Origin of the sequence: Azotobacter vinelandii CA (assembly GCF_000380335.1) — a bacterium.
GTDB classification, from domain to species: domain Bacteria; phylum Pseudomonadota; class Gammaproteobacteria; order Pseudomonadales; family Pseudomonadaceae; genus Azotobacter; species Azotobacter vinelandii.
Window position 1 is genome coordinate 1,478,019 of the sequence record NC_021149.1, and the last position, 12,199, is coordinate 1,490,217.

13 protein-coding genes are annotated in these 12,199 nt (G+C 67.0%); 10 read left to right on the forward strand and 3 right to left on the reverse strand.

Going from position 1 to position 12,199, the window contains the following annotated elements; translation table 11 throughout:
* Window positions 1-20 precede the first annotated feature (20 nt).
* Together AVCA_RS06815 and AVCA_RS06820 are read left to right on the forward strand one after the other, a co-directional pair.
* Window positions 21-377 carry a PilZ domain-containing protein gene (locus AVCA_RS06815; RefSeq protein ID WP_012700131.1) on the forward strand — a complete coding sequence of 119 codons (357 nt, stop codon included), beginning with the start codon at window positions 21-23 and terminating at the stop codon, window positions 375-377.
* A gap of 5 nt (window positions 378-382) precedes the next feature.
* Window positions 383-1,168: a TatD family hydrolase gene (locus AVCA_RS06820; RefSeq protein ID WP_012700132.1), complete on the forward strand. Its 786-nt coding sequence runs from the start codon at window positions 383-385 to the stop codon at window positions 1,166-1,168.
* Between the two features lie 363 nt (window positions 1,169-1,531).
* Here AVCA_RS06820 and AVCA_RS25740 read toward each other — a convergent pair.
* A protein-coding gene (locus AVCA_RS25740) for an IS5 family transposase (protein WP_144061659.1) occupies window positions 1,532-2,289 on the reverse strand; the annotation gives its coding sequence in 2 pieces (ribosomal slippage) (window positions 1,532-1,974 and window positions 1,974-2,289; 759 coding nt in all).
* Window positions 2,290-2,344: 55 nt separating this feature from the next.
* The gene (locus AVCA_RS06835; RefSeq protein WP_012700134.1) at window positions 2,345-3,478 is read right to left on the reverse strand and encodes an aminotransferase class V-fold PLP-dependent enzyme; all 1,134 of its coding nucleotides are present in this window, start codon (window positions 3,476-3,478) and stop codon (window positions 2,345-2,347) included.
* An 86-nt stretch (window positions 3,479-3,564) separates the two neighbouring features.
* Between AVCA_RS06835 and AVCA_RS06840 the strand changes: the two genes are divergently transcribed.
* The 5 genes from AVCA_RS06840 (at window position 3,565) to AVCA_RS06860 (ending at window position 8,193) form a co-directional block, all read left to right on the forward strand.
* Complete coding sequence (locus tag AVCA_RS06840; protein WP_012700135.1) at window positions 3,565-4,131, forward strand: DUF1285 domain-containing protein; 567 nt, start codon at window positions 3,565-3,567, stop codon at window positions 4,129-4,131.
* A gap of 372 nt (window positions 4,132-4,503) precedes the next feature.
* The gene (locus AVCA_RS06845) at window positions 4,504-5,442 is read left to right on the forward strand and encodes a 3-carboxyethylcatechol 2,3-dioxygenase (RefSeq protein ID WP_012700136.1); all 939 of its coding nucleotides are present in this window, start codon (window positions 4,504-4,506) and stop codon (window positions 5,440-5,442) included.
* A gap of 47 nt (window positions 5,443-5,489) precedes the next feature.
* Window positions 5,490-6,683 (forward strand): acyl-CoA dehydrogenase family protein, encoded by a 1,194-nt coding sequence (locus tag AVCA_RS06850; RefSeq protein WP_012700137.1) that lies wholly within the window; start codon window positions 5,490-5,492, stop codon window positions 6,681-6,683.
* A gap of 72 nt (window positions 6,684-6,755) precedes the next feature.
* Window positions 6,756-7,307 carry a flavin reductase family protein gene (locus tag AVCA_RS06855; RefSeq protein WP_012700138.1) on the forward strand — a complete coding sequence of 184 codons (552 nt, stop codon included), beginning with the start codon at window positions 6,756-6,758 and terminating at the stop codon, window positions 7,305-7,307.
* Window positions 7,308-7,326: 19 nt separating this feature from the next.
* Entirely contained in the window at window positions 7,327-8,193 is an 867-nt protein-coding gene (locus tag AVCA_RS06860) for an alpha/beta fold hydrolase (protein WP_012700139.1), read from the forward strand.
* Between the two features lie 136 nt (window positions 8,194-8,329).
* On the opposite strand, the gene AVCA_RS06865 is transcribed toward AVCA_RS06860, so the two are convergent.
* On the reverse strand, window positions 8,330-9,151 hold the full coding sequence (locus AVCA_RS06865) for a DNA-binding transcriptional regulator (RefSeq protein ID WP_012700140.1): 822 nt from the start codon (window positions 9,149-9,151) through the stop codon (window positions 8,330-8,332).
* Window positions 9,152-9,355: 204 nt separating this feature from the next.
* On the opposite strand from AVCA_RS06865, the gene mhpD reads away from it, so the two are divergent.
* Genes mhpD through dmpG form a run of 3 tightly spaced genes read left to right on the forward strand, consistent with a single transcriptional unit; the run spans window position 9,356 to window position 12,152 of the window.
* On the forward strand, window positions 9,356-10,150 hold the full coding sequence (mhpD, locus tag AVCA_RS06870) for a 2-keto-4-pentenoate hydratase (RefSeq protein ID WP_012700142.1): 795 nt from the start codon (window positions 9,356-9,358) through the stop codon (window positions 10,148-10,150).
* A gap of 36 nt (window positions 10,151-10,186) precedes the next feature.
* The gene (locus tag AVCA_RS06875) at window positions 10,187-11,122 is read left to right on the forward strand and encodes an acetaldehyde dehydrogenase (acetylating) (RefSeq protein WP_012700143.1); all 936 of its coding nucleotides are present in this window, start codon (window positions 10,187-10,189) and stop codon (window positions 11,120-11,122) included.
* Between the two features lie 10 nt (window positions 11,123-11,132).
* Window positions 11,133-12,152 carry a 4-hydroxy-2-oxovalerate aldolase gene (gene dmpG, locus AVCA_RS06880; RefSeq protein WP_012700144.1) on the forward strand — a complete coding sequence of 340 codons (1,020 nt, stop codon included), beginning with the start codon at window positions 11,133-11,135 and terminating at the stop codon, window positions 12,150-12,152.
* The last annotated feature ends 47 nt before the right edge of the window (window positions 12,153-12,199 follow it).

Here is a 12,199-nt window from a genome sequence, read left to right on the forward strand (position 1 = left end):
TCAGCCATCCGGAGACCTGCATGAGCCTGCCATCCGGTCCGGGATCGTGTAACGGCATCCTGCCCTTGTCGATCAAGGACAAGTCGGTCCTTTACAGCTCCTACATGCCCTTTCTCAAGAATGGCGGCCTGTTCATCCCTACCGGCAAGAGCTACAGGCTCGGCGACGAAATCTTCCTGCTGCTCAGCCTGATGGACGAACCGGAGAAGATCCCGGTCGCCGGCAAGGTCGTCTGGGTCACCCCGCCCGGTGCTCAGGACAACCGTGCCGCCGGGATCGGCGTGCAGTTCGGCGACGGCGACAAGCTGGCCCGCGACAGGATTGAAACCTACCTGGCCGGCGCCCTGAAGTCGGACCACCCAACCCATACGATGTGACTCCCATGCTGGTCGATTCCCACTGCCATCTCGATCGTCTCGATCTCGCTGCCCATGGCGGTTCCCTGGAGGTCGCGCTGGAGGCGGCGCGTGCCCGGGGGGTCGGACATTTTCTGTGTATCGGCGTGAGCGCGGATAACGCGGCCGCGGTCAAGGCGCTGGCCGAGCGTTATGCCGACGTGGATTGCGCGGTCGGGGTGCATCCGCTGGATGTCGAGCCCGATGCCGTGCCCGCCCTCGACTGGCTGCTCGGCGAACTCGCCCATCCGCGGGTGGTCGCCATCGGCGAGACCGGGCTGGACTATCACTACCGGCCGGAGGCCGCCGCCCTGCAGCAACAGGCCTTTCGCCTGCACCTGGAGGCCGCGCGCCTGACCGGCAAGCCGCTCGTCGTGCACACCCGCGCGGCGCGCGCCGATACCCTGCGGCTGCTGCGCGAAGCGGCGCTGTCGCAGGGCGGTGTGCTGCACTGCTTCACCGAGGACTGGGAGATGGCCCGCGCGGCGCTGGATCTCGGCTTCTACATCTCGCTGTCCGGCATCGTCACCTTCCGCAATGCCGAGGCCCTGCGCGAAGTGGCCCGGCAGGTGCCGGCGGACCGTCTGCTGGTGGAGACCGACGCGCCTTACCTGGCGCCGGTTCCCCATCGGGGCAAGCCCAACCTGCCGCAATACGTGCGCGAGGTCGCGGAGTTTCTCGCCGAGCTGCGGGGTGTTCCCTTCGAAACGCTGGCCGAGCAGACCACCGCTAACTTCCACCGCCTGTTTCCGTTGGCACGGGTCGCCCGCTGATACTTTCCGCCATGCAAAAAAAACCCGGAGTCTGGGGGAGGAAACCGGGTTAAAAGCGTTAGGAGTAAGCGAAGGCATGCGTTCCTCGAATGCCTTCGGCTGGCCTGGCATCGGGGGAAATGCCACGTCAGTAGAGGAAGTATCGTCGTGGATCGGCTCCAGTCCAGTATGCGCTGTTCATTTTTTAAACGGTTTTGGAATACTTCCGCCGTTGCTGAGTACCGAGGATCTGTTTCGGCGCGCTGTGTCGTCGCTCGTCGTTCGTTCGAACGACCAGACGTCGCTCCCCGCGCCTGGCTCCATGCGAAAACAGGCGCGTCGCGGTTGCGGGAAGCAGTGTCGGCAGGCTAGGGCCTGTTAACACTACCGTAGGGCCTCAGCGATAAGAGCCACAGTGACGAAGGCGGCGTACATGAGGTCAAGCTTGTCGTAGCGCGTGAACACGCGGCGCCAGGCCTTGAGTCGTCGAAACAGCCGCTCGATACCGTTGCGTCGGCGATAGAGCGGTTTGTCATACTCCCACGGCTGGCGCCGCCGGGGGTTGGGTGGCACCACCGGCACGAAACCCAGGCCGCAAGCCAGCTCGCGCGTGGCATTGTCTTGGTATGCACTGTCCATCAACAGAGCCACGAGCCCGTGGTGAGGTCCCAACGCCTGAATCAAGCGCCTGCCTTCGGGGGCATCGCCAGCCTGCCCCGCCGTCAGGCTCCAGGTCACGACATTGCGATCATCCGCGGCAACCAGATGCAGTTTGGTGCTCCAGCCGCCGCGGCTGCGACCGAGGGCTTGAGGACCGTTTTTTTTCGCGCGCCCGTACCATCCGGATGCACCTTCACGATACTGGAGTCGAGGCTGATGGCCTCGATGCGTATCTGCATAAGTCGCTGGCGCTGCAACTGTTCGAAAACACGATCGAGCACGCCGGCTTTGCTCCAGCGCATCATGCGGGTGTAGACGGTGTGCCAGTTGCCATAGCGTTCGGGCAGCGCGCGCCATTTGCAGCCGTTGGCTGCCACATACAGGATGGCGTTGAGTACTTGCAGGTTGCCCAGGCGTACATTGCCGCGTTGGCGCGGCAACAAGCCTCCGATTTGTTTGAATTGCTCGGCGGTCAGTTGCATGGCACTCGGTCTCAACACTGTTTTGCTGCATTCTAGTAAATAGAGTTAACAGACCCTAATCGGATGCCAGCTGGCGCAGGACCGCGAGGGTTTCGTCGAGCACCACGGTCGGCGTGTAGAAATGCGGCGACAGACGGATTCCGCCGCCACGCTGGGCGCAGACGATCTGCTCGTGCTTGAGGCGCTCGAACAACTGCTGGTTGTCCCAGCCGTCGAGTGCGAAGGTCAGGATGCCGGCGCGCCGCTCGGGATCGCGCGGGCTGCGCAGGTGCAGGCCGGGAATCCGCAGGAGGCCTTCTTCGAGCCAGGCCACCCGTTCGCGCAGTCCCTGGGCGACCGTGGCCATGCCGACCTGCTCCAGCAGCGACAGGCTGCTTTCCAGTGCCACGGCACCGAGCATGTTCGGGCTGCCGCATTCGAAGCGCCGGGCGGTGCGCGCCGGTTCCCAGTCGAGGCGGTCGTAGTCGCCGGCGTTCTCCAGCATGTGCCAGCCGTATTCGTGCAGCTTGAGCCGTTCGCGCAGGTCGCTGCGGCAGTAGAACACGCCGAGCCCCTCCGGGCCGAGCATCCACTTGTGTCCGTCGGCCATGGCGAAGGCGCAGTCGCAGGCGCGCACGTCGAAGGGCAGGGCGCCGAGCTGCTGGATGGCGTCGACGCAGAGCAGCACGCCGAGCTGCCGGCAACCCTGGCCGAGCCGCTCCAGATCCAGGCGCAGGCCGCTGGCGTATTGCACGGCGCTGATCGACAGGAGGCGCGTGCGCGGGCCGCAGGCCGCCAACAGATCGGCTTCCGGATCGGCCCCCTTGAGGCCGACCGTGACGATCTCGACGCCCTGGGGCTTGAGCGCCTCCCAGACGATGCGGTTGGAGGGGAACTCCTCGTCGCTGATGACGATCCGCTCGCCGGCCTGCCAGTCCAGGCCGAAGGCGACGAAGGACAGGGCTTCCGAGGTGTTCTTGACCAAGGCTATGTCCGCCGTGGTCGGTGCGTTGAGCAGGCGCGTCAGGCGTTCGCGCAGGCGCCGTTCGATGCCCAGCCAGCGAGGGTAATCGCGCGCACCGATGTGCACGTTCTGCTCGGCGAAGGCGCTCACCGCCTTGCCGGCCCGCATCGGCCAGGGGGCGACGGCGGCGTGGTTGAGGTAGCGCAGCCCGGCCAGCTGCGGAAATTCGTCGTGGATGGCATGCATGGGCTTGCTCCTTGCGGTCTTGCAATCATGGTGTCAGGCATCATATTCCACTTGAAGTCACTGTCCCGCCAGGCGAAGGAGAAGCCATGAGCGATCCAGGCAAGGCCGACGAACTGTTGGCGCAGATTCCCGAGGGCGGCCGCAAGGGGCTGCCTCCCGTGCACCTGTGGAATCCGCCGTTCTGCGGCGACATCGACATGCGCATCGCCCGCGACGGCAGTTGGTTCTACATGGGCACCCCGATCGGGCGCAAGGCTCTGGTCCGGCTGTTTTCCGGCATCCTGCGCCGTGACGGCGACCAATATTTCCTGGTGACCCCGGTGGAGAAGGTCGGTATCCGGGTCGACGACGCGCCCTTCGTCGCCGTCTCCCTGCAGGTCGAGGGCCGTGGCGAGGATCAGTTGCTGCGCTTCACCACCCAGGTCGGCGACGAGGTCGAGGCGGGCGCCGAGCACCCGCTGCGGGTCGCGCTCGACGCCGAGACCCAGGAGCCCGCGCCCTACCTGCTGGTGCGCGCCAACCTGGAGGCGCTGATCCACCGCAACGTCTTCTACCAACTGGTCGAACTGGCCGAGCCGCGGCTGATCGACGGGCGCACCTGGCTGGGCGTGTGGAGCCGCGGCGCCTTCTTCCCCCTCGGTCCGCAGGACTGAAGCGCAGCGGGGCAGGACAAAGCCCCGCTCCTCGCCACTTCCGCGCGCTTTCTCGACGTTCTCCAATCCCGCATGACCCCGTGTCCCCATCCCCATCGCCCGCCCGGATATCCGTGGGGGGCATCCCTGTGGATTCTGAAAAAACCTTTTAAAACAAGTAAGTGCACATAGTGCACGGAAGGGTAGATAGCCTTTGAGGCTGTCGATCGCCCACTCCTAGAATGGCCAGGCCCGAAACGAACAAAAAACAGCCAGGAAGCGGATTCGCCCACTGGCGCAACGGACCACCGCCGGCGCTGTGCATCCGCTGCGCATTCCCGACCCCTCCCGGGCGGCGGGAAGGCATTCGCATCCGGGGCTCCAGGAGGCTCGATGACCATCAAACTGAAATGCCTGTCGCATACCCCCTTGCGTGGCCTGAACGATCCGGGGGCCGATGTCGTCGCGGAAGTCGACGCGGTGCTCGCCCGGTCGCGTGCCGAGGTCGAGGCCTTCGACCCCGAACTGATCGTGATCTTCGCACCCGATCATTACAACGGCCTGTTCTACGACCTGATGCCGCCCTTCGTGATCGCCACCGCCGCCGAGTCGGTCGCCGACTACGGAACCCTGCCGGGCCCGCTGTCGATTCCCAGGGATCTGGCGCTCGACCTGACGCGGCACATCCTCGACAGCGGCCTCGACATCGCCCTGTCGCACCGCCTGCAGGTCGACCACGGCTGCACCCAGACCCTCGAGGAACTGACCGGCAGCCTGACCCGCTATCCGGTGATCCCGATCATCATCAACTCGGTGGCACCGCCTTTCGCTCCCTACCGGCGCATCCGCAAGCTCGGCGAGGCGGTCGGCCGCTTCGTCGCTTCGCTCGGCAAGCGCGTGCTGATCCTCGGTACCGGCGGCCTGTCCCACGAACCGCCCGTGCCGCTGCTGTCGGGTGCCGCCGAGGAAATCGCCGAGTTCCTGATCGCCGGGCGCAACCCGACCCCGGAGGCGCGCGCCGCTCGCCAGGCGCGGACCATCGCCGCCGGGAAAATCTACGGCACCGCGGAAAGTCCGCTGACCCCGCTCAACACCGACTGGGACCTGGCCTTCATCGACCTGCTGGTGCAGGGCCGCCTCGCGGAAATCGACGACTTCGTGGTCGAGGAGATTTCCACGACCGCCGGCCGCTCGACCCACGAGATCCGGACCTGGGTCGCCGCCTTCGCCGCACTGGCGGCCGGCGGCGCCTATCGCGCCCGGCAGGACTACTACCGGCCGATCAACGAATGGATCGCCGGCTATGGCGTGGTGAGCGCCGAACGACGCTGAGCCCATCGCCGGGCTGTGCATCCCCAACGAAATCGCGGAGAACAACAATGAACTCGATCGCTACCCCCATTCCCACCGAAACCGAACTGGTCGCCCGTGCCGAAGCCATGATCCCCTGGCTGCGCGAAAAGGCCGATGCCGTCGAGAAGGCGCGCATGGTCCCGCGCGACACCATCCAGGCGTTCCAGGAGGCCGGTTTCTTCAGGATCCTGCAGCCCCGTCGCTGGGGCGGCTATGAAATGAACCCCAACGTGCTGAACCGGGTACTGATGGAGCTGGCCCGCGGCTGTCCGTCCAGCGCCTGGAACGTGATGGTGCTGGGCGTGCACCCCTTCGAGGTCGGCCTGCTCGACTCACGCTGCGGCGACGAACTCTGGGGCGAGGACGACAGCCGGCTGGTGTCGTCCTCCTACGCGCCCTTCGGCACGGTCACCGCGGTCGATGGCGGCTACCTGCTCGACGGCGAATGGCTGACCTCCAGCGGCTGCGACCATGCCGCCGGCGGCGCCTTCCTCGGCGGGCGCGTCGCCGAGAACGGCGAAACGGTGTTCCGCTCCTTCTGGGTCCAGGCCGGCGACTTCGAGATCGTCGACGACTGGCAGGTGGTCGGCCTGGCCGGCACCGGCAGCAAGAAGCTGGTGATCCGCGAAGTCTTCGTGCCGGCCTACCGCAGCCACGCGATCGGCGCCTACGGCCAGGACTCTCACGGCCAGGTGAACAACCTGTACAAGGTGCCGTTCTTCTACGTGTTCTACGCCGCCGTGTCCTCGGTGATCATCGGCATGGCGCGCGGTATGGTCGATCTCTACATCGAGCACATGAAGCCGCGGCAGAACATCAACCAGGCCATCGGCGCCGCCGTTCAGGACCCCTTCATCAAGAACCGCCTCGGCGAGGCCACGGCGAAGATCCTCGCCTGCTCCAGCCGGGTGCTGCACAACACCGAGGAAGCCTGGAGCTACGCCGCGCGCGGCGAACTGGTGCCGCTGGACGTGCGCGTCCGCCACTTCGCCACCAACCAGTTCACCGGCGGCGAGTGCTTCGAGGCGGCGCACATGATCTTCAAGAAGACCTCGACCCGCGGCATCTGGCTGAACAGTCCGCTGCAGCGGCAGATGCGCGACATCCTGGTCGGCGCCAACCACATCACCCAGAACCAGGACAACATCGGCGACCTGCTGGGCGGCCAGTTGCTCGGCAGCCCGCTGCCGGCCGTCAACCCCTTCGGCGTCAAGGCCTGAGCCGAGCCGTCGGCGAGGTCCGGCGCTTCGTCGGGCCTCTTCCCATCAGCCCGCTGTGCGAGAGCGAATGTCATGAGCAAAGAGATCAATCAACTGCTGGACTGGGTTCCGAACGCCGAACTGGCCGGATTGCCACTGGTCAGCGCCGACGAGCACCGTTACGGCATGCGCAACCTGGCCGCCGCCGTCACCCTCGTCACCACCCGCGACGGCGACGTCCGCCTCGGCCTCACCGCCACCGCGGTCTGCTCGGTGACCGCCGATCCGCCGCGCCTGGTGGTGTTCGTCAACAAGAAGGTCGCCGCCTGCGAGGCGATCCGCAACAGCGGCGCCCTCTGCATCAACGTACTGTCCGGCGGGCAGGAGCACGAGGCGAAGGTGTTCGCCGGCATGCTCGAGGGTGTGCATGGCGAGGCACGCTTCGAGCATGGCCAGTGGCGCGAACTGATCACCGGCGCGCCGGTACTGGAGGATTCGCTGGCCAACTTCGACTGCCGGGTGGTCAAGGTCTTCGACGAGAGCACCCATCACGCCTTTCTCTGCGAGGTGCTGGCCAGCCGTGGCCGGCAGGGCGGCGAACCGCTCCTGTACCTGAACGGCGCCTTCCGCCGCCTCGCCCCCTGATCCGACCGGAGAACACAGGATGACTACCGCACAGACCCTTAGCGAAGCCGCCACCAGCCGCTTCGTCTGCATCGAAGAGGGCGATCTCGCCCTGCAACTGCACTACAACGACTGCGGCGCGGGCGCTGAAACCCTGGTCATGCTGCATGGCTCCGGACCGGGCGCCAGCGGCTGGGCCAACTTCAACCGCAACGTCGAACCCATGGTCGCCGCCGGCTACCGGGTGATCCTGATGGACTGTCCGGGCTGGAGCAAGAGCGATCCCATCGTCTGCACCGGCTCGCGCTCGGACCTCAACGCCCGCGCGCTGAAGGGCCTGCTCGATGCCATCGGCATCGACCGCGCGCACCTCATCGGCAACTCCATGGGCGGCCACAGCGCCGTGGCCTTCGCCCTGGCCAACCCCGAACGGGTCGGCAAGCTGGTGCTGATGGGCGGCGGCACCGGCGGCGCCAGTCCCTTCGCGCCGATGCCGACCGAAGGCATCAAGCTGCTGCAGGGGCTCTACCGCGAGCCGACCATCGACAACCTGAAGAAGATGATGAACGTCTTCGTCTACGACACCGGCGATCTGACCGAGGAACTGTTCCAGACCCGCCTCGACAACATGCTGAGCCGCCGCGACCACCTGGAGAACTTCGTCGAGAGCCTGGCGGCCAACCCGAAGCAGTTCCCCGACTTCGGCCTGCGGCTGGCCGAGATCAAGGCACAGACCCTGATCGTCTGGGGCAGCAACGACCGCTTCGTACCCATGGACACCGGCCTGCGCCTGCTCGCCGGCCTGCCCAATGCGGAACTGCATGTGTTCAACCGCTGCGGCCACTGGGCGCAGTGGGAGCATGCGGATCGGTTCAACCGCTTGGTGCTGGACTTCCTCCGCCATTGATCCCCAGCCCGCCAGCGGGGCGCCGCCCGTAGGGTGGAAAACCGCACAGCGTTTTCCACCAGTTGCCGCCGCTGGTCACGGTGGATGGCTGCGGCCATCCACCCTACACGGCTGGCTTACCGGGCCCGGCGTGCATTCAGTTGCCCGTCAGCGCCGGTCCGGCCTGTTCGCGCTCGTGGATGCCCTGTTCGACGGTGGCCGCGAAGCGTTGCAGGGCCGGCAGGTAGCGTTTCGCGGCCTGCTCGATGGTCATCGCCTTGGCCACGTAGATCAGACTGATACAGCCGTAGACCCGCTGCTCGCCACGGATCGGCACGGCGATGGCGGCGATCCTTTCCTCGCTGTTCCAACTGCCGTAGTTCTCGCCGTAACCGCGGTGGCGCGTGCGTCGCAGCAGGTTGTCCAGGCCCGCACGGTCGCGCGCCAGGCGGCCTTCCTCGTCGTCGCGGCTGGCCAGGAGTTCGACGATGCGCTCGCGTTCGGCGTCCGGGCAGAAGGCGAGATAGGCGAGGCCGGTGGCGGTGAGCGGTATCGGCATGCGCCGGCCGACCATCGAACGATGGAACGACAGCCGGCTGAAGCGGTGGGTGGTCTCGCGCACCACCATGGCGTCCACGTCCAGGGTGCACAGGTCGGTCGGCCAGACCACCTCCTGCAGCAACTCGGCCAGCAGCGGCGCGGCCAGCGCGGAAATCCACTGCTCGTCGCGAAAGCCCTCGCTCAGCTCGCGCACCTTCATGCTCAGGCGGAAGCTGTCGTCCGACTCGCTGCGTCGCACATAGCCTTCGTCCTGCAACGTCTCCAGCAGGCGGCGCACCGTGGTGCGGTGCAGTCCGGTCAGCTCGGCCAGCTTCGTCGGGCTGGCGCCGCCATCCACCCGGTTGAGGGCGTTGAGGATCTGCAGGCCGCGGCTCAGGCCACGCACGGTCTTGTATTCGGTATCGTGTTCGCTGCTCATGTCTGCAAAAGCCTTTTTAAAACAATGTTGTGCACTTAGTGCACATGGGTCCGGTTTTTCATTGTAGGGGTTTCAGGGGCATTCCTATACTCGCCTCCGAAGGCGGAAAACAGAAACAACAATGAGCCAAAGCGTGCATCCCGCCAGCCTCTGGAACGGCATCGCCGGCTTCGGCTCATCGGCCCGCAACCTGCGAGGTAGTCCATGAGCGTGACTCAACAGACCCTGGAACAACTGGCCGCCGCCCTGCGCGGGGCCGAGGCGAACGGGACGGCCATCGAACCGCTGCGCGGAGCGATCGGCGAGGATAACGGTACGGCCGCCTACGCCATCCAGCGCCTCAACGTTGCCCATGCCGTGGCCGCCGGGCGTCGCGTGGTCGGTCGCAAGATCGGCCTGACCAACCCCAAGGTGCAGCGGCAGCTCGGCGTCGACCAGCCGGACTTCGGCACCCTGTTCGCCGACATGAGCCATGGCGACAACGAGGTGCTGTCTATCAAACGCGTGTTACAGCCGAAGATCGAGGCGGAGATCGCCCTGATCCTCGAACGCGACCTGCCGCGCGCCGACACCACCTTCGCCGAGCTGGCCGAGGCCACCGGCTGGGTGCTGCCGGCGCTGGAGATCGTCGGTTCGCGGGTTCGGGACTGGAACATCCGCTTCGTCGACACCGTGGCCGACAACGCCTCCAGCGGCTGCTTCGTGCTCGGTGGGCCGGTACGCCGGCTGGCCGGCGTCGACCTGCGCCGGGCGGCGATGCGCATGACCCGCAACGGCGAGGAAGTTTCCAGCGGCAGCGGCGCCGAGTGTCTCGGCCATCCGCTGAATGCCGCGGTGTGGCTGGCGCGCACCATGGCCGGCCTGGGCGAGCCGCTCAAGGCCGGCGACCTGATCCTCACCGGCGCCCTCGGGCCGATGGTGGGCGTGGCCGCCGGCGACCGTTTCGAGGCCGAGATCGAAGGCATCGGTCAGGTCGGCGTCGAATTCGGCGCCGCATGAATCCGTCCCCAACCGGGGACAGCGGAGAGAACAATCATGAAAAAACTCAAAGTCGCCATCGTCGGCTCCGGCAACATCGGCACCGACCTGATGATCAAGATCCTGCGCCACGGCCAGCACCTGGAAATGGGCGCCCTGGTCGGCATCGACCCGGATTCCGACGGCCTGGCCCGCGCCGCGCGCCTCGGCGTGGCCACCACCGCCGAGGGCGTCGAGGGCCTGGCCCGCCTGCCGGGGTTCGGCGAGATCGATTTCGTCTTCGACGCCACCTCGGCCGCCGCCCACGTGAAGAACGACCCGTTCCTGCGCGGCCTCAGGCCCGGCCTGCGGCTGATCGACCTGACCCCGGCGGCCGTCGGCCCCTACTGCGTGCCGGTGGTGAATCTCGAGCAGAACCTGCGCGAACCCAACGTCAACATGGTCACCTGCGGCGGCCAGGCGACCATCCCCATGGTCGCCGCGGTGTCGCGGGTGGCCAGGGTCCACTACGCCGAGATCGTCGCCTCGATCGCCAGCCGGTCGGCCGGCCCCGGCACCCGCGCCAACATCGACGAATTCACCGAGACCACCTCGAAAGCCATCGAGGCGATCGGCGGGGCGCGCAAGGGCAAGGCGATCATCGTCCTCAACCCGGCCGAGCCGCCGCTGATCATGCGCGACACCGTCTACGTGCTCTCCGCGCCGGCCGACCAGGCCCGGGTCGAGGCCTCCCTCGCGGAAATGGCCCAGGCGGTACAGGGCTACGTGCCGGGCTATCGCCTCAAGCAGCGGGTGCAGTTCGACGAGATCCCCGACGCCGCGCCGCTGAACATCCCCGGCCTCGGCCGCCTGTCCGGCCTGAAGACCTCGGTGTTCCTCGAGGTCGAGGGCGCCGCCCATTACCTGCCGGCCTACGCCGGCAACCTGGACATCATGACCTCCGCCGCGCTGGCTACCGCCGAGCGCATGGCGCAATCCATGCTGAACGCCTGAGGACGCCGCCATGACCTTCAACCCCGGCAAGAAGCTGTACATCTCCGACGTGACCCTGCGCGACGGCAGCCACGCGATCCGCCACCAGTACTCGATCGCCAACGTGCAGGCCATCGCCCGCGCGCTGGACCAGGCGAAAGTCGACTCCATCGAGGTCGCCCACGGCGACGGCCTGCAGGGTTCGAGCTTCAACTACGGCTTCGGCGCCCACACCGACCTGGAATGGATCGAGGCGGTGGCCGAGGTGGTGACTCATGCCAGGATCGCCACCCTGCTGCTGCCCGGCATCGGCACCGTCCACCACCTCAAGGAGGCTTACGAGGCCGGCGCGCGCATCGTCCGGGTGGCCACCCACTGCACCGAGGCGGACGTGTCCAGACAGCACATCGCCTACGCGCGCGAGTTGGGCATGGACACCGTGGGCTTCCTGATGATGAGCCACATGACCACGCCGCAGAACCTCGCCGTCGAGGCGAAGAAGATGGAAAGCTACGGCGCCACCTGCATCTACGTGGTCGACTCCGGCGGGGCCTTGAGCATGCAGGACGTGCGCGAGCGCTTCCGCGCGGTCAAGGACCTGCTGGAGCCTTCGACCCAGACCGGCATCCACGCCCACCACAACCTCAGCCTCGGGGTGGCCAACTCCATCGTCGCGGTGGAGGAGGGCTGCGACCGCATCGACGCCAGCCTGGCCGGCATGGGCGCGGGGGCGGGCAATGCGCCGCTGGAGGTGTTCGTCGCCGCGGCCGAGCGGCTGGGCTGGAACCACGGCACCGACCTCTACACCCTGATGGACGCCGCCGACGAGATCGTCCGGCCGTTGCAGGACCGCCCGGTACGGGTCGACCGCGAGACGCTGGCGCTGGGGTATGCCGGGGTCTATTCGAGCTTCCTGCGCCACGCCGAGGTGGCGGCCGAGAAGTATGGCCTGAGCACCGTGGACATCCTGGTCGAGCTGGGCCGGCGGCGGATGGTCGGCGGCCAGGAAGACATGATCGTCGACGTGGCGCTGGATCTGCTCGAGCGCTGAACCCGAAAGACCGAGGCTGCGCCGGCTGCCTTCGGGCCGCCGGCCGG